Below are 16866 nucleotides of genomic sequence, written 5' to 3'. Positions count from 1 at the left end.
CATGTACGCCCTCCTGTTACGCCTGATGTTCCTGATCCCGCCGGAGCGGGTGCATCACCTGGTGTTCGCCGCGCTGCGCTTGGCCACCTGGTTCCCGCCGACGCGCTGGCTCGCCCGCAAGCTCACCGTGGTGCGGGACCCGATCCTGGCCACCACCGCGTTCGGTGTCGACTTCCCCGCACCGCTGGGCCTGGCCGCCGGTTTCGACAAGAACGCCGACGGCGCGAATGCCTGGGGCACCTTGGGGTTCGGTTTCGCCGAGATCGGCACCGTCACCGCGCACGCTCAGCCCGGCAATCCCGCGCCGCGTTTGTTCCGGCTGCCCGCCGACCACGCCCTGATCAACCGGATGGGTTTCAACAATCACGGTGCCGCCGCCGCGGCGGCTCGCCTGCACGGCGCGCACCCCACTGTCCCGATCGGCGCGAACATCGGCAAGACCAAGGTCACCGAACCCGATGCCGCCGCGGGCGATTACGCGACGAGCGCTCGATTACTCGGCCCGCTCGCGGACTTCGTCGTCGTCAACGTGTCCTCCCCCAATACCCCCGGCCTGCGTGACCTGCAGGCTGTCGAGTCGCTGCGACCGATCCTGCAGGCCGTGCTCGACAGCGTGTCGGTGCCGGTCCTGGTGAAGATCGCCCCCGACCTGTCCGACGACGACATCGACGCCGTGGCCGACCTCGCCGTCGAACTGGGTCTGGCGGGCATCGTCGCCACCAACACCACCATCCGCCGCGACGGCCTGGCCACCCCGACCGCCGAGGTCGAAGCCATGGGTGCGGGTGGGCTGTCCGGCGCCCCCGTGGCCGAACGCGCCCTGCAGGTCCTGCGTCGCCTCTACACCCGCGTCGGCGATCGGGTGGTCCTGATCTCGGTGGGCGGCATCGAAACCCCCGAACAGGCCTGGGCCCGCATCCTGGCCGGCGCCACCCTGCTGCAGGGCTACACCGGGTTCATCTACGGCGGCCCCTTCTGGACCACCCGCATCCACCGCGGCATCGCCGCCCATCTGCGCGCGGGTGGCTACGCCCGCCTGTCCGACGCCGTCGGTGCCGAGCACCGCGCCCACTCGGTCTGAGGTCTCAGCCGTAGTACGCCTGGGGCGCCCGGTTGTCGTCCATCGATCGCATCGGGCGTAGCCGGGGCAGTCGCTCCGGTGGATCGTGGAACGACTGCCCCGCTGCCGGGTCGTCGCCGTGCCCGCGAGCGTCGATGCGCTTGGCGAGTTTGATCAGAGCCTGCTGCCAGATGATGCCGAGCAGGTCGGCGCGGGCGCTGATCTCGGCGTGCGCGAGGCGGTCGTGCACGGCGGCGAGATCGCTGACGAGTTCGTCGAGCTCCATACCCGCCCAGGCTTGTTCACGGGTCAGGGTGTAGTCGGGCAACCAGCTCAATCGCCAGCCGCCGGTGTCGGTGCGCTGGGCGAATTCCGGCGTGCGGTCGCTGCGTAACGTGTCGTCGGTGCCTTGAATAACCATCGCGGACCTGCCTTCCCCGGCGGGGCGCTGCGCCCTCCCCGAGCGTCTGGCGGGGCGTCCACTCCCCGTAATCCAGTGTGGCATTTGCCATTTGTCTTGGTCAATTGCCATTGTTAGTAGGTAATTGCCGGATTTCGGGCGTGGCAAACCCGGCATTGTGGCGATCGCAGTGCGGCGTCCGCCCCGATCAGGTGCGCGCCGGCCTCGACAAGTGGACGGGAGGCAGCATGCCGATGGTTCCCCAGGACGCCCGCGTCGCCGCGATCCGCAGCATCCTGGCCAGGCTGGGCAAGTACGCGGGCTTGAACGCGGAACGCCTGCGCCACACCGAGATCGACGCTGCGCCGCTGCTGGAGCTGCTGTCGGTGCGCCGGCACGCACGCCGCACCGGGGCCAGTGCCGAGGCCTCGATCCTGCCCGTGGTGCGCGAGGTCGCGCAGTGGCTGCCGCCGACGGACCGGCTGATCGTGGACGCGGCGCTCTCGCTCGGCTTGTTCCGGGACCGGTCCGGCGTGGGTATCGATGTCGAACGCCTGTATGCAGACAACCTCGGGGAACGTCGAGAGGCCTTGACCGAGCAGTGGGTCGCGCTGCACACCCTGCTCGACGTCGACCCGGTTCCCGAAGCACCCACCGTCAAACGGTTGCGCACAGTTTCCGAACACACCGCCTTCACCGCGCTCGCCGGGCTGCTCGCCACCGATTCCGGCTATCCGATGGCGGGACCCTCGCTCACCCAACCCACCACCGCGCCCGCCCGGCGCGGTGTCGTGACGGTCTTCGGTGACGCTGTCATCGATCACCTCTACCGGGTCGACACCTTCCCCGCCGCCGACAACGCGGCCAGTGGCACCTTCACCGGCCATCCCGGCGGCAAAGGGCTCAACCGGGCTGTCGCCGCGGCCCGCCTCGGCATCGGCGTGCACCTGGTCTGCGCGGTCGGCGGTGACGAATACGGCCGCCGCATCCTCGAATTCATCGACACCGAACGCGTCCATCTCGATCTGGTCAAAGTCGTCCCGTTCGCGAGCTCGCTGGTCACCGCGGTGGTGATCACCCCCAACGGAGAGACCCGCATCATCGGCTGCCGCGACAGCCGCGTCCAGCTCCAAGACGACGACCTGCACCGGCCCGAACTGCGCGCCGCGCTGCAAGCCTCCGACGCGGTGATCCTGAGCTTCGAGCCACCGCCGTCGGTGATCGAGCAGGTGCTGTCGGTGGTGTCGCAGATGCGGCCGAAACCGCCGGTGATCGTGTGCCCGACACCGTCGATGCCGGTGCCGCAGAGCCTCTATCAGTACCTGGGCGCGGTCGACTACCTCGTCGGCGCCGCCGCCGATCTGCACGCCCTGCTGCCCGATGTCCCGGCTGAATCCGCCGACGACATCGCCCGGCTGCTGCGCGGCCTGGGGGTCGGCACCGTGTGCACGGTCGAGAACTTCCGGTGTGTCGTCGCCTCCGACACGGTCGAGACCGTCATCGACCACTTCCCTCAGGTGCTCAAGGCATCGGTCGGCGCCGCCGCCGCGTTCACCGGCGCCCTGGCCTATCGCCTCGTCGATTCCGGGACCCCGCTCACCGCAACCGATTTCGTGTGGGCGACCGCGGCGATGATCCCCACCCAGAATCTGGGCGCGGTGGCGGTGTCGATGCCCAGTGTCGCCGAGATCGACCGCATCGTGCGGCTGTACGCGCCTCCTGCCTGATCCGGGGGTAAAGTCGCGCCGTCGAAGCTCACCCCCTGTCCGGTACCGCCCTGTCCACGCACGGAGGATCGTTGACCATTCTGTCGTTCGGCGGTGCCAGGACCGGACGTACCGGTGCCGATACCGCACACCGGCTGGGTCGCCACGGCGAACAACTACCGATCCGGGTGATCGAGATCCCCGACCCGCGCGACGGCGGACACCTGCTCGTCTTCGGTGAGCCCCGCGACGGCTGCCTGGTGCGGGTGCACTCGCGGTGCCTCTACGGCGAGGGTCTCGGTTCCGACGACTGCGACTGCGGCGGGGAGCTCACCGCGTCGATGGACCGGATCCAGGCCGAGGGCGCGGGCGTGCTCGTCTACCTCGAACAGGAAGGTCGCGGGGCGGGACTGATCTGGAAGGCGCGCGGCTACCGGGAGAGCGAACAGTCCGGTACCGACACCTTCGACAGCTATCGGCGTCTGGGCCTCGACGCCGATACCCGCCGCTACGACCCCGCCGCCCACGCTCTGCGCGACCTCGCACTCACCCGGGTCCGGTTGCTCACCAACAACCCCGACAAGTGCCGGGCATTAACCGAGGCCGGGATCACCGTCGAGCCCGTCGCCCTCACCATCGCGTTGCACTCCTCGCGTGGCAGGCAATATCTGCAGGCCAAACGACGTCACCGCCAGCACACCATTCCCGCCGATCCGCTCGCCGACGAGCAGCGATCGGACCGGGCGCGGTCGTGGTGGCGACCACTGGGTCGCCGGTAACCCCCCTCACAATCCCGTATGTCCGGTTACGATAAGTGAGCCACGCCACTGTCGATGCCCCTGTCTCGAGATAACAAGACAGTTTCACTCGCATTGGCTCGGTATCCAGCTCGGCCTATGGGAACAGGAATATGACAGACATCGGTTTCGCGCACGCATCCGGCGTCACGGTGCACACCGTGCCCGCCGCCTTCCAGCAGACTGCCGCCCTTCGGCCCGACCAGATCGCCTTGCGCACGGTCGGTGGCACCCAGGAAATCACCTGGTCCGAGTACTCGACCCGGGTCAAGGCGTTGGCGGCCGGATTGGCGAAACTGGGTGTGCGCCAAGGCGACACGGTCGGCATCATGCTCACCAACCGGCCCGAGTTCAACCTGATCGACACCGCCGCCCTGCACCTGGGCGCAGTCCCGTTCTCGGTGTACAACACCAGCTCCACCGAGCAGATCGCGCACGTGTTCGCCAACGCGGGCAACAAGGTGGTCATCACCGAGCAGGTGTTCCTCGACACCATCCGCGCCTCGGGCGCCGAGATCGAGCACACGGTCATCGTCGACGGCACCGCGGAGGGCACTGTCACGTTGGCCGCACTCGAATCCGATCCCGCACCGGACTTCGATTTCGACGCGGCCTGGCAGGCGGTCCAGCCCGGCGATCTGGCCACCCTGATCTACACCTCCGGCACCACCGGCCCGTCCAAGGGTGTCGAGCTCACCCAGAGCAATGTGATCGCCCAGGTCGTCGGCCTGGTCTCGGGTCCGCTGCCGGTCGGTTTCGACGACCGCGCCGTGTCGTATCTGCCGGCCGCGCACGTCGCCGACCGCATCTCCGCGCACGCGATGAGCCTGCTCACCGGCATCCAGATCACTACCGTCACCGATCCGCGTGAGATCGCCGCCGCCCTGCCGGACGCCCGTCCGACGGTGTTCTTCGGTGTGCCGCGGGTGTGGCAGAAGATCAAGGCGGGGATCGAGAACAAGCTCGCGGTCGAGCCGAGCCCGGTCAAGAAGGCACTGGCCAACTGGGCGATCGGTGTCGGCGTCGCGCAGGCCAAGGCGAAGCTGGCCGGTGAGAGTTCGCTGGTACTGGGCGTGCAGCACAAGATCGCCGACACGCTCGTGCTGGCGAAACTGCGTGAGGCGCTCGGGTTCGCGGAGCTCAAGTGCGCGGCCTCCGGTGCCGCGCCGGTACCGCCGGAGACTCTCGAGTACTTCCTCGGCCTCGGCTTCGCCGTCACCGAGGTGTGGGGGATGTCGGAAACCGCGGGCGTCGGCACCTACACCGAGCTCGACAAACCGCGCCCCGGCTCGGTCGGCCGGGTGATGGACGGGTGCGAACTGCGCCTCGACGCCGATGGTGAAGTGCTGCTGCGCGGCCCGATCATCACCCCCGGCTACCGCAATATGCCCGACAAGACCGCCGAAGCGATCGACGGCGACGGCTGGCTGCACACCGGCGACATCGGGACTCTCGACGCCGACGGCTACCTGCGCATCGTGGACCGCAAGAAGGAACTGATCATCAGCGAAGCGGGCAAGAACATCGCCCCCTCCAATATCGAGAACGCCATGAAGGCGGCCTCGTCGATGATCGGCCAGGCCGTCGCGATCGGTGAGGCCCGCGCCTACATCACCGCCCTGATCATGCTCGATCCCGACGTCGCGGCGTTGCGCGCCAAGGACTTCGGCGCCACCGACGCCACCCACGCGGAACTGTCGCGGCGCAAGGAGATCGTCGACGAGGTCAGGGAAGCGGTGCTCGCGGGCAACCGCAAGCTCTCGCGGGTGGAGCAGATCAAGCGTTTCGTGATCGTGGACAACCTGTGGGAGCCCGGCGGTGACGAGCTGACCCCGAAGATGTCGCTCAAGCGGACCCCGATCTCGAACAAGTACGCCGAGACCATCACCGAGCTCTATGCCGCGACTCCGCCGGAGCATGTCGTCAACGTGAAGTAGTTGCCAAAACGGCGGTGGCCCTGGAAGTCTCAGGGCCACCGCCGTTGTCCGTTCTCAGTTCTGTTCGTAGGTGCCGATCAGGGTGGCCCTGGCCAGGGTGTGGAAGAACAGGTTGAACCCCAGGTAGGCGGGCGTGGCGTCCGCTCCGACCTCGAGTTCGGGCACGTCGACGGCGTGTACGACCACGAAATACCGGTGTGGGCCATGGCCTTTCGGCGGGGACGCACCGACGAAGCCGGGGAACCCGCCGTCGTTGCGCAGGGTCACCGCGCCGGCGGGCAAGTTCCCCCCTTCGCTGCCCGCCCCGACATCGAGCGAGGTCACCGAGGCCGGGATGTTGGCCACCGCCCAGTGCCAGAACCCGGAGGCGGTGGGCGCGTCCGGATCGAACACCGTGACCGCGAAACTCTGGGTCTCTTCGGGGTATCCGGACCAGCTCAGCTGCGGTGAGATGTCCTTGCCGCCCGATCCGAACACTCCCGACACCTGATCATTGGCCAAAGGCTGACCATCGGTGATGTCGGCGGAGGTGACGGTGAACGAGGGCACCTGAGGCAACGCGTCATAGGGGTTGTGAGTCATCGAGGACCTTTCCAGTCGAGGTCAGCTGTGCAGAAGGAAGTGTTCCAGCACCCGGGTGCCGAATTCCAGTGATGCCACCGGTACCCGCTCGTCCACCCCGTGGAACAGGGCGGTGAAATCCAGCTCCGGCGGCAGCTGCAGGGGCGCGAAACCGAAGCAGCGAATCCCCAAGCGGGCGAACGCCTTCGCGTCGGTGCCGCCCGACAGCATGTAGGGCACGGTGCGGCCGTCGGCGTCGTGGGCCAGGACCGCGTCGTTCATGGCGTCGACGAGGTGGCCGTCGAAGGTGGTTTCGTAGGAGTCGAGCTTGGTGATCCATTCCCGCTCCACATCGGGTCCGATCAGCTCGTCGACCTCGCGTTCGAACGCCGCCTGCCGTCCGGGCACCACCCGGCAGTCGACTACCGCTTCCGCGGTCTGCGGGATGACGTTGGCCTTGTACCCGGCCTGCAGCATCGTCGGATTCGCGGTATCGCGCAAGGTGGCGCCGATGATGCGCGAGATGGTGCCCAGCTTGGCCAGCTGACCTTCGATATCGGGTCCGTGCGGGTCGAACGCCAGCCCGCTCTCCTCGCTGACCGCGGCGAGGAACTCGGCCACCGAGTCCGACAGCACCACCGGGAAGGTGTGGCGGCCCAGGCGCGCGACGGCTTCGGCGAGGATGGTGACGGCGTTGTCCTCGTGCAGGAACGACCCGTGTCCGGCGCGGGCCTTGGCGCGCAACCGCATCCAGCCCAGGCCCTTCTCGGCGGTCTCCACCAGGTAGAGCCTGCGTTCGGTGCCGTCGGGGCGGGGCACGGTCAGCGAGAATCCGCCGACCTCACCGACGGCTTCGGTGACACCGTCGAACAGGTCGGGCCGGTGCTCGACCAGCCACTGCGAGCCCCATTTGCCGCCGTTCTCCTCGTCGGCCAGGAACGCGAACACCAGATCCCGCGGCGGCACCGTGCCCTCGGCTTTGAACTGGCGGGCCAGGGCGAGCGTCATCCCGACCATGTCCTTCATGTCGATCGCGCCGCGCCCCCACACGTAGCCGTCGCGCACCGCACCCGAGAACGGGTGCACGCTCCAGTCGGCGGCCTCGGCGGGCACCACATCGAGGTGCCCGTGGATCATCAGCGCCCCGCGACCGGAATCGGCGCCCTTCAACCGCGCGAACACATTCCCGCGCCCGGGCGCACCGGATTCGACGTACTCGGTCTCGTAGCCGACCTCGTGCAACTGCTGGGCCACCCACTCGGCGCATTGCCGCTCGCCCTTGGTGGTGGACAGTTCCCCGGTGTTGGAGGTGTCGAACTGGATCAGCTTGCTGACCAGCTCCACCACCTCGTCTTCCGCGCGGGACCGCCCGTTCGAACCAGAATTCTCGCCAGATGCCGACACGCCCCCTTTCCTACCACCATTCGCGTACCCCTCGCGCCACCTGCCGCCTTCGGGACCCTTGCGCCGCTGCTCGCGCTCCAGACTCGGCGTGAGCAGAACTACGAATTCGCCTGCGTCCCGGCGGCGTGCTTGGCTGGCGTGATGAGAGCGCAGGTTGTCCGAGTCGGTGTCCGCGTGCTGGCGGGGGCCGCGACGGTGATCGGCGCCGCCGGGGTCGCGTTGCATTTCCTCCGCTGGCCGGTGGAGCCGCTCGTCCTCGCGGCTTCGGGGGCGCCCTATCTGATGAGTGGGGCGGTGCTCGGTGTCGCCGGTTTCGCGGCCACCAGGCAGTGGATCGCGACCGGTGTGGCAGTGGTGGTGGCGGGCGCGGGGATCGCGACCCAGGTGCCGCTGTATGTCGCGCACAACGGTGGTCCAGGACAGGCGATCGTGGCGATGCAGGCCAATCTGCTCTTCGACGGTGCCGATCCGCGTGCGATCGTCGACCAGGTCCGGGCACGCGACATCGCAATCCTGACCGTCAACGAGCTCACCCGCGCGGCCGTGGAGAGCTTGTCGCACGCGGGCCTGGACGAGCTGCTGCCCCATCGCTATCTCGCCCCGGGGCAGACGGCCAGCGGTACCGGTATCTGGAGCCGATTCCCGTTGTCCGACACCGTCGAATACGACGGCTACGTTCTCAATCAGATCTCGGCCACCGCCGCCGTCCCCGAGCTCGGCCCGGTCGCGATCTATGCCTTCCACCCTGTCCCGCCGGTCTACGACACCGGTATCTGGGCCGACGAACTGGCCCGTTTGCACGAGATCCTGCGCCGGTCGCCCACCGATCGCCCGGTGATCGTCGGCGGCGATTTCAACGCCACCTATGACCATGCCCGCTTCCGCGCCCTGGCATCGGGGCGTTTCGCCGACGCCGCGGTCCAAGCCGGCGCGGGCCACCTGGTCACCTACCCGACCGACAAGACCATCCCGCCGCTGGTGGGTATCGACCATTTCCTGCTCGCGAATGCCCACGCCACCAGCGTCGACACTGTCGCCGTACCCGGCGCCGATCACCGGGCGCTGGTGGCGCGGATAGTTCTCACTGCCGATCGCTAGTCGCGTTCGGCGCTGCGTTCGGCCAGGCGCACCCGCCACTGCTCCATGGCCTGGCGCAGCGCCGCGCCGACGATGGCGACGAACTCGGCGGATTGTTCGAAGCGGGCGCCGGCCGGGGTGTCGGGGCCGAGGATCTCGACTCCGCGCCGGGTCATGGCGGACAACGAATTCTGCATCTGCACCGAGGCGACGAGGTTGCGCAGCCAGATGTCGTCGTCGACGAGGTAGCGTTCGCGCCGTTCGCCGGGGACCAGTTCGCGCCGCAGCATGCCCTGCTGTTCGAGGAAAGCGACCGCGTTCGAGATCGAGGCGGGGCTCACGCGTAATCGCGCGACCAGTTCGGCGGCGGTGAGCGCTCCGGAGTCGGTGATCTGCAGGCAGGCAAGCACTCTGGCTTCCATCCGGGGCAGACCCTGTTCGATGAGCAGAGCGGTGAACGATTCGGTGAAGTCGGCCACCGCGCGGGGGTCGCGCCCGTAAGCGCCGTCGGGGATCGGTGGCGCGAGCGGTGTGGCCTGCTTGTGGCGGCGTGCGCGCTGCTGGGTGGCCGCCTGCGCGCGTTCGGCCCGGTAGTCGCCGGGGCCACCGTTGCGGGTGACTTCGCGCATGATCGTCGAGGCGGGCCGTCCGAGCGTGCGCCCGATCTCGGCGTAGCCGAGTCCGTCGGCGAGCCCCGTGGCGATGTGCTGACGGTCCGCGTCGGTGAGTCTGCCTCCGGGCATCGCTGCTGGTCACCTTCCTGTCGACCGGTGCGAAGCGGATGGCCCGCACCACGCCCAGTATGCATTCACTCCCACTTCATTGCAAAGCGCAACGCCAAAGTCGTTGCATTCACTCTCAATATCATTGCAACACCGGCGTTCAAGTACGCATTATCAAGCACTTTCGGCGCATTTCACTGTTGACAGATGATTGAACGCAATCTATCTTTTAGTCATCAGTAAAACCCGAACATCACAACGCAAGGACACGGCAATGATTCCCTCCACCAGCACCACCGCTCCCTGGACCGGCATGGTGACGATCGACGACACCGAGCTGGCCGTCACTGACACCTGCGGCACCGGAACCACGGTGATCTACCTCAACGGCCAGTTCGCCACCCAGGGCTACTGGCGCCGGGTCATCGCCGACCTCGGCCCCGGCTACCGCCACATCACCTTCGACGAGCGGGCTCGCGGCAAGTCCGAGAAGTCGGCCGACTACGCCTTCGACACCTGCGTGCGCGATATCGACGCGATCCTCGCGGCCAGGGGCGTCACCGAGAAGCCGATCGTGGTCGGCTGGTCCTACGGGGCCTACCTCGGGGCGCACTGGACCAGCCGCAACCCGGCCGGTGCGCTCGGCGCGGTCCTCGTCGACGGCGCGTTCCCCTACGACTGGCTCGACGAGGCGATGGAGCTGCGCATCCGCACGCTGTTCAAGCGTTTGAGCTGGGTGCTGCCGCTGGCTCGCCCGACCGGGCTCGCGCCCCGGTTGACCGCACAGCAGCAGGCCGACAGCAATATCGAACTCGGCAAGCTCTCCAGTGTCAGCGCACTGAGCCCGGTGCTGAACGCCATCACCGTCCCGGTGCGGTATGTGGTCGCTTCGGGAACCTCGTTCGGCAGCCGCGGCGACGAGCAGGAGAAGATCCGCGCCGGACTGGACGCGGTGCTCGACAGCAACCCCAACATCCGTGTCAGCGCCAAGGTCGCCAGCAACCACGGCGCGATCCTGCGCAAGGACTTCCGCGCCATCGCCGATGCCGTCCGCGAGATCGAGACCACCGCCTCGACCCGCTGATTCGGTACCGACTCCCCTGCACCACAACAGAACCCAAGGAGAAACCACCATGTCCGTCACCCTCACCACCCAGGAAAAGGCCACCGTGCGGACCGCCGCGTACGGTGCGGTCTCCCTCCTCGCCGCCGCGGGCGGTGCTACCGGCGCGCCGCACAAGATCGCCACCACCGGCAGCATCGCGCTGTCGTCGGCGACCGGTGTGGTCGGGCACGTCCTGGCCGAGAAGTCCGGGCGCATCGCACTGCGCGGTTCCTCGGTCGCCGAACTCGCCGATCAGGTATTGCCCGCCCTCACCGCGGCGATGAGCCTGCTCGGCCGGCACGACCCGATCGAAGCCGAGAACTTCCGCAACACCATCGCCGTCGCCATCGACACCGCCCAGCTCTACCAGACTCGGCCCAACCCGACGATGGTCGACATGACCCGCAAGATCACCGGAGCGCTCACCGCCGCGTGATGAGATACCTACTCGCGCAACCACAGCCGTGTCACAGGGCCCGTGACACGGCTACCGTGGTGTGCCGGGTGATCACCGGTCGATGACAGCGCCCTCGCGCTCGGCGAGCACCACTTGCACCCGGGCCGCCATTGCCCGACCGGCCGCGCGCAACGGTTCGGACGAACGCAGTGTGCGGCCTAGAACGAACGCCCCTTCCAGCGCGGACAGCATCGCCAGGATCAGCTCGCGCGCCGCGTGAGCCCCGACGCCACGCTCGACGAAATACCCTGTGCCGTGGTCGATCCAGTCCCTCACGACCTCCGCGGCCACCTCCCGCAAGACCGGTTCGCTGTCGGCGATCTCGCCCGCGACGGTGCCGACGGGACACATGTTCATCCACCCCGACTCCTCGAGTGTGCGCGCGGCGTCGTCGAACGCGGCGGGCACGGCCACCCGTAGATCCTCGTGTGGGTCCATCAGCAGGGGTAGCAGCTGAATATAGGCAGCGCCCGTACTGCGCAACGCCTCGGCCGCGATCTGCACCTTGCCCTGCGGAAAGTGGTGATACAGCGACCCCATCGGCGCCTCGGCGGCGGCGGTGATCTGTTTGACGGTGATCGCGCTGTACCCGTGGACACGCATCAATTCCGCGACCGCGGTCACCAGTCGATCGCGGGTACTCGTTGACATCTGCTCGCTCACTCCACCAGACTAGAGCAAACACGCTAGAGCGAATGCTCTAATCGTGGAGCGCAAGGGAGGATGTCATGGCGACCGTCGAACTCGATGCCGGCCGGATCCACTACCGCGAACGCGGCGAAGGCCCCCCGGTGGTCCTGCTGCACGGGCTGTTGATGAACCACACGGTCTGGGACACGGTCCTCGACCACCTGCCCACCGGCTTCCGCTACCTCCTGCTCGATCTACCGCTGGGCGCCCACCCCGAACCGCTGCGCCCGGGCACCGATCTGAGCTTGCGCGGCCTCAACCAGCTCGTTGCCGATTTCCTCGCCGCACTGGACCTACACGACGTCACCCTCGTGCACTCCGATTGGGGCGGAGCCCTGTTCCTCACCGCCTACGGCCTCGACGAACGGGTCGGGCGCCTGATCATCTTCCCCAGCGAAGCCTTCGACAACTTCCCGCCCGGCCTCCCGGGCAAAACCGCCGCCCTCGCCTCCGTTCTGCCCGGCGGCGTCACCCTGGCCTTGCGTCAGATGCGCATCGGCTGGCTGCGCCGCAGCCCGGTGATGTTCGGTTGGATGGCGAAAACTCCCCTCCCCGACGCCTTGGTCCACGCCTGGACCGAACCGGGTCTGCGCGACCCCCGTATCCGCGCCGACCTGCTCGCCTACACCCGTTCCGGCTTCGACAAACGTGAACTCGTCACCAATACCGAAGCTCTGCAACGCTTCTCCGGCGAAACGCTCATCCTGTGGTCGTCCGCGGGCAAGGTCATGCCCCGCTCCCACGGCCCCCGCCTGGCCGCCCTGATCCCCCGTTCCCGCCTGGTCGAAATCGACGACGCCTACGTGTTGTCGATGCTCGACCAGCCCACCGCCGTCGCCGCCGCGATCACCGAGTTCCTGGCAACCTCCCGCGCCACCCGGGCGTGACCCACGTCACTGATTGATCCTGTCAGGGTTTCGGCTCCTGTCTCGTTCAGAAGGCACGAACCAGACAGGAGCCACTCATGAAGCACCGCATCGTCGTCCTCGGGGCCGGATACGCCGGAGCCTTCTCCGCCGGGGCACTGGCCCGCCGACTCCATTCCGACGACTTCGAGATCACCGTCGTCAACGCCGAACCCGATTTCGCCGAGCGGCTGCGCAATCATCAACTCGCCGCCGGGCAGAATCTGCGCCACCGGCCGCTGACGGCCGTGTTCGAAGGCACCGGCATCCGGCTGCGGGTGGCGCGGGTGACCGGTGTCGATGTCGACCACCGCACGGTCACGATCGCCGACGGCGACCACCTCGACACGCTCGACTACGACACCCTGCTCTACTCGCTGGGCAGTACCGCCGACGTCCACAGCGTCGACGGGGCCGCCGAGCACGCCTTCCACGTCGCGTCGCGCCCGGCCGCGCTGCGCCTGCGCGCGCGTCTGGCCGACCTGGGCGCCAACGGGAAGGTCCTGGTGGTCGGCGGCAATCTGACCGCGATCGAGGCTGCCACCGAGATCGCCGAATCCCATCCAGAGCTTCAGGTGAGCCTGGCCACCCGCGGCGAACTCGGCGGGTGGCTGGGCGGCAAGGCCCGCCGCCACCTGTTCGACGCCTTCGACCGACTCGCCATCACCGTCCACGAGAACACCACCATCGCCCGTGTCGAGGCGGCGGGTGCCGTCGCCGCCGACGGCACCGTTTTCGCCGCCCAGGCCACGGTGTGGGCAGCCGGGTTCGCCGTGCATCCGATCGCCGCGACCAGCGCTCTCGCGGTGGAACCCAACGGCCAGATCACCGTCGACCGCCAGATGCGGTCGGTCTCACACCCGGACGTCTACGTCGCCGGTGACAGCGCCTTCGTCATCGGTGACAACGGTTTACCGTTGCCGATGTCGTGCGCGTCCGCGGGATTCACCAGCATGCAGGCCACGGCCACCATCGTCGGAGACCGGACCGGGCGCAAGATCTCGACGACTTCGCTGTCGTATGTGGGCAACCACATCAGCCTCGGCCGCAAGGACGGGATCTTCCAGGTGGTCGACGCTGACGCGCGATCGAAGTCGTGGGCGCTGTGTGGGCGCAGCGCCGCCCGCGTCAAAGCGGTGATCCTCGGGGCCAATCCCTGGAGCCTGAGCCATCCCACGTTCGGTATGCCCAGCCGCCGGTACCGTGCGGCCGCCGACCGACCCCACGCCGTGGTCGCGACCTAGAGTCGTGCTCATGGACACTGCCACCGTGGCGCGTTTCGAGGCCAGCCGCAACCGGCTGGCCTCGATCGCCTACCGTCTGCTCGGCTCTGCCGCCGACGCCGAGGACACGGTCCAGGACGCGTTCCTGCGGTGGCAGGCCGCCGACCGCGACTACGTCGAAGTGCCGGAGGCGTGGCTGACCAAGATCGTCACCAACCTGGCTCTCGACCGGCTCCGCTCGGCGAAGGCGCGCCACGAACGCGCGGTCGGCGCCTGGATGCCCGAACCGCTGCTCGACGGCGACCCGATGCTCGGGCCCGCCGACACCGTCGAGCAGCGCGAATCGGTGACCCTGGCGGTGCTGACGCTGATGGAACGGTTGTCGCCGACCGAACGTGCCGTGTACGTGCTGCACGAGGCCTTCGCGTACCGGCATGCCGAGATCGCCGCAATCCTCGACATCACCGTTGCGGCGAGTCAGCAGCACCTGCACCGGGCTCGTGGGCGGATCACCGTCGCGCGCACCACCGACATCGATCACGGTGCCGCCCGCCGGGTCGTCGAGGCGTTCATCGATGCCGCGACCTCGGGTCGCACCGATCGGCTGATCGCGCTACTGACCGATGACGCGACCGGGCTCTCCGACGGCGTCGGCGGGCTGGCCGCGAAGCTGATCCGGTACGCGACCCCGCAACGACTCGCCACCGCGGTGCGCGCCGGTTTCACACCGAGTCCGGCCAAGCGACGCCTCGCCGGTGGCTCGCCATCGATGTACGCTGTCGTGGTCAACGGCTGCCCGGCGGTGCTCGTCACGCTCGGCGATCGAGTACTGGGGGTCGCGATCCTGGAGATGCGTGCGGACAAGATCGCCGGCCTGCGCAGCATCGCCGCACCGCACCGGCTGGGACGGCTCACCGCCGAATGGCAGCGGCGCGACCATGACGCCCCGCTGGTCCGATCGTGGTGATCGGCCGTGTCAGGAACTGCCCGCGACGCCGAGGGACAACGCGGCCCAGGCTTTCGGGGCGCCCGGCTGGTAGAACCGGTCGAGTTCGGTGATCTCGAAGCCCGCGTCGGTGATCAGTCCCGCGATGTCGCGCGAGAGGTGACAACCGCCGGCGATCTTCTGCTGGATCGGGTCGAGGCGATGCTGCCAGGTCTGCACCGACTCCTCCGGCGCGAGTCCGTGCTCGACGAAGTGCAAAGTGCCCCCGGGGCGCAGAACCCGGCGGATCTCGGCGAGTGCCGCCGCGATGTCGGGGATGGTGCACAGGGTGAAGGCGGACAGGGCGGTGTCGAAGGTGGCGTCGGCAAACGGCAGCGACTGGCCGTCCAGGCCCGCGCGTTCGATCGGAGTCGAGCTGCCCGCAACACGTTTCGCGGCGATCTTCCACGCGGTGTCCGCGGGCTCGACCCCGCTGACCCGCTCGACCGCGGCCGGATAGAACCCGATGTTGTTGCCCGACCCGAACCCGATTTCGAGGACCTCGCCGTGTAACCCGGCGCAGGTTCGCTGCCGCAGCGGCCCGTTCTGGGCGACGCCGCAGACTTTGTCGGTCAGGTGCGGGAGGATCCGGTCGGTGTAGAAGCCCATCCACCGATCATCCTCCCGCCACCGCGTTTTCCGCACCCGGTCGCGCTCAGCCCAGTCGTCGGTTGAAGACCTCGGTGCTCGCGCCCGAGGCGGGGTCGACAGTGAGCACTGTCAGGTTCACCGAGTCCGCGGTGAGGTCCAAGACCATGAACCCCAGTTCGTGCTGGGTTTCGAACAGCGCGCTGTGCGCATCGCTCGTCAGCCGCGGCTGACCGCCCGCGGTCTTGCCCGCCGCGCCCGACACGATCTGGCGGGTGCCCTTGGTGGCCGGCGTCGGTTCGAGCACCTGCAGGGTGTGGTCGTGGCCCGACAGCAGAAACGACACCTTGCCCAGCACGTGGTCTTCGAAGAAACGCTTGGCGTGGACGCCGTTGATCGGTTCGACCGGCAGACCCTCGTAGTTGCCCGCGTCGCCGTGCGGGCCGTTGCTGATGTAGGCCTGATGGGTGCAGGCGATCTTCCACGGCGCGGTGGACTCGGCGAGTGCGGCGTCGAGCCAGGCGCGCTGTTCGTTCATGTACGGCCCGTCGACGGCCCAGTACGGGTCGAGGAACGGCGGGATGTAGGCCGCGAGGGGATTGATGTCGAGCACGAAGAACTCCACGACCGGGTTCTGTTCGGGCACGCGCACCGAGTAGTAGCGGCTCGGCATCCACCAGCGCTGCGACTTCGCATGGTAGGCCACCTCGAAGTTGCCGCGTGCCAGCCAGCCGCCGTCGCCGGGGAACACCGAGCTGGTGTCGTGGTTGCCGAGCACCATGGCCCACGGAATGTCCAGTCCCGCATTGGGATTCTCGAATTTCGTGGCGAACTGTTCGTCGTCGGGGCCGTTGGGTCCGGAGTCGTAGATGTTGTCGCCCAGGCCCACCGCGAGCGAGAACGGCCGGCGCGCGTGGAATTCGCGGGCCGCGTCGGCTACCGCCCACTGGGTGCGGGTGCCGGTGCCCGCGTCGCCGGTGACCAGCACCCGCACGTTCCGTCCGGCCTGCGGGGTGAACTTGGGTACCTCGGCAGGCACCGCCGCGGCGGGCGTGAGGCCCACCAGTGACAGGCCCGCGACGACACCGGCGGCGCCTGCCAGAACTTCACGACGGCCGATTCCGGACGAGAACTGATCGTGCATGGTCACCTTCTGGGTAGTGGCTCTGCTGGACAACTGACCTGATCGAAGCACAGTGGCATGTTCGCGACGCCGCCGCAGCCTAACGGGCGCAGCCGCGGATCGTTC

At 68.3% G+C, this 16866-nt stretch carries 17 protein-coding genes; 10 read left to right on the top strand and 7 right to left on the bottom strand.

The annotated features are described in order from the left end of the window. The first annotated feature begins 1 nt into the window (after window position 1). Window positions 2-1081, top strand: coding sequence for a quinone-dependent dihydroorotate dehydrogenase (locus tag ACFWFP_RS07870; protein ID WP_379293940.1), 1080 nt, complete (start codon window positions 2-4; stop codon window positions 1079-1081). A 4-nt stretch (window positions 1082-1085) separates the two neighbouring features. Here ACFWFP_RS07870 and ACFWFP_RS07865 read toward each other — a convergent pair whose 3' ends face one another. Continuing rightward, window positions 1086-1481 (bottom strand): hypothetical protein, encoded by a 396-nt coding sequence (locus ACFWFP_RS07865; protein WP_379293938.1) that lies wholly within the window; start codon window positions 1479-1481, stop codon window positions 1086-1088. Between the two features lie 227 nt (window positions 1482-1708). On the opposite strand from ACFWFP_RS07865, the gene ACFWFP_RS07860 reads away from it, so the two are divergent. From ACFWFP_RS07860 to ACFWFP_RS07850, 3 genes are all read left to right on the top strand, one after another. After that, the gene (locus ACFWFP_RS07860; protein ID WP_379293937.1) at window positions 1709-3187 is read left to right on the top strand and encodes a PfkB family carbohydrate kinase; all 1479 of its coding nucleotides are present in this window, start codon (window positions 1709-1711) and stop codon (window positions 3185-3187) included. A 71-nt stretch (window positions 3188-3258) separates the two neighbouring features. Next, on the top strand, window positions 3259-3945 hold the full coding sequence (gene ribA, locus ACFWFP_RS07855) for a GTP cyclohydrolase II RibA (protein WP_379293935.1): 687 nt from the start codon (window positions 3259-3261) through the stop codon (window positions 3943-3945). A gap of 131 nt (window positions 3946-4076) precedes the next feature. Next, complete coding sequence (locus ACFWFP_RS07850; RefSeq protein WP_379293933.1) at window positions 4077-5900, top strand: AMP-dependent synthetase/ligase; 1824 nt, start codon at window positions 4077-4079, stop codon at window positions 5898-5900. Window positions 5901-5954: 54 nt separating this feature from the next. On the opposite strand, the gene ACFWFP_RS07845 is transcribed toward ACFWFP_RS07850, so the two are convergent. Further along, a complete protein-coding gene (locus ACFWFP_RS07845) occupies window positions 5955-6482 on the bottom strand; it encodes a YbhB/YbcL family Raf kinase inhibitor-like protein (RefSeq protein ID WP_379293931.1) in 528 nt (175 codons plus the stop codon). 21 nt (window positions 6483-6503) lie between these two features. Then, window positions 6504-7865 carry a M20/M25/M40 family metallo-hydrolase gene (locus ACFWFP_RS07840; protein ID WP_379293929.1) on the bottom strand — a complete coding sequence of 454 codons (1362 nt, stop codon included), beginning with the start codon at window positions 7863-7865 and terminating at the stop codon, window positions 6504-6506. Between the two features lie 141 nt (window positions 7866-8006). Between ACFWFP_RS07840 and ACFWFP_RS07835 the strand changes: the two genes are divergently transcribed. Continuing rightward, window positions 8007-8963, top strand: a complete 957-nt coding sequence (locus ACFWFP_RS07835; protein WP_379293927.1) for an endonuclease/exonuclease/phosphatase family protein — start codon at window positions 8007-8009, stop codon at window positions 8961-8963. Here ACFWFP_RS07835 and ACFWFP_RS07830 read toward each other — a convergent pair. Further along, window positions 8960-9685 carry a helix-turn-helix domain-containing protein gene (locus ACFWFP_RS07830; protein WP_379293925.1) on the bottom strand — a complete coding sequence of 242 codons (726 nt, stop codon included), beginning with the start codon at window positions 9683-9685 and terminating at the stop codon, window positions 8960-8962. The genes ACFWFP_RS07835 and ACFWFP_RS07830 overlap by 4 nt on opposite strands. A gap of 253 nt (window positions 9686-9938) precedes the next feature. Between ACFWFP_RS07830 and ACFWFP_RS07825 the strand changes: the two genes are divergently transcribed. Together ACFWFP_RS07825 and ACFWFP_RS07820 are read left to right on the top strand one after the other, a co-directional pair. Beyond that, the gene (locus tag ACFWFP_RS07825; protein WP_379293923.1) at window positions 9939-10748 is read left to right on the top strand and encodes an alpha/beta fold hydrolase; all 810 of its coding nucleotides are present in this window, start codon (window positions 9939-9941) and stop codon (window positions 10746-10748) included. A 49-nt stretch (window positions 10749-10797) separates the two neighbouring features. Continuing rightward, a complete protein-coding gene (locus ACFWFP_RS07820) occupies window positions 10798-11205 on the top strand; it encodes a hypothetical protein (RefSeq protein ID WP_379293921.1) in 408 nt (135 codons plus the stop codon). 72 nt (window positions 11206-11277) lie between these two features. Here ACFWFP_RS07820 and ACFWFP_RS07815 read toward each other — a convergent pair whose 3' ends face one another. Next, window positions 11278-11889 carry a TetR/AcrR family transcriptional regulator gene (locus ACFWFP_RS07815; RefSeq protein WP_379293919.1) on the bottom strand — a complete coding sequence of 204 codons (612 nt, stop codon included), beginning with the start codon at window positions 11887-11889 and terminating at the stop codon, window positions 11278-11280. Window positions 11890-11954: 65 nt separating this feature from the next. On the opposite strand from ACFWFP_RS07815, the gene ACFWFP_RS07810 reads away from it, so the two are divergent. The 3 genes from ACFWFP_RS07810 to ACFWFP_RS07800 all read left to right on the top strand — a co-directional run bounded on the left by ACFWFP_RS07810 (window position 11955) and on the right by ACFWFP_RS07800 (window position 15011). Continuing rightward, entirely contained in the window at window positions 11955-12803 is an 849-nt protein-coding gene (locus tag ACFWFP_RS07810) for an alpha/beta fold hydrolase (protein ID WP_379293917.1), read from the top strand. Window positions 12804-12880: 77 nt separating this feature from the next. Continuing rightward, on the top strand, window positions 12881-14065 hold the full coding sequence (locus tag ACFWFP_RS07805) for an NAD(P)/FAD-dependent oxidoreductase (protein ID WP_379293915.1): 1185 nt from the start codon (window positions 12881-12883) through the stop codon (window positions 14063-14065). Between the two features lie 10 nt (window positions 14066-14075). Next, window positions 14076-15011 (top strand): sigma-70 family RNA polymerase sigma factor, encoded by a 936-nt coding sequence (locus ACFWFP_RS07800; protein ID WP_379293913.1) that lies wholly within the window; start codon window positions 14076-14078, stop codon window positions 15009-15011. A gap of 9 nt (window positions 15012-15020) precedes the next feature. Here ACFWFP_RS07800 and ACFWFP_RS07795 read toward each other — a convergent pair whose 3' ends face one another. Together ACFWFP_RS07795 and ACFWFP_RS07790 are read right to left on the bottom strand one after the other, a co-directional pair. After that, a complete protein-coding gene (locus tag ACFWFP_RS07795; protein ID WP_379293911.1) occupies window positions 15021-15638 on the bottom strand; it encodes a class I SAM-dependent methyltransferase in 618 nt (205 codons plus the stop codon). A gap of 46 nt (window positions 15639-15684) precedes the next feature. Next, window positions 15685-16761 carry a metallophosphoesterase gene (locus ACFWFP_RS07790; RefSeq protein WP_379293909.1) on the bottom strand — a complete coding sequence of 359 codons (1077 nt, stop codon included), beginning with the start codon at window positions 16759-16761 and terminating at the stop codon, window positions 15685-15687. Between the last annotated feature and the right edge of the window lie 105 nt (window positions 16762-16866).

Origin of the sequence: Nocardia sp. NPDC060249 (assembly GCF_042728755.1) — a bacterium.
Taxonomy (GTDB): domain Bacteria; phylum Actinomycetota; class Actinomycetes; order Mycobacteriales; family Mycobacteriaceae; genus Nocardia.
This window is presented reverse-complemented; position numbering and strand designations above follow the sequence as displayed.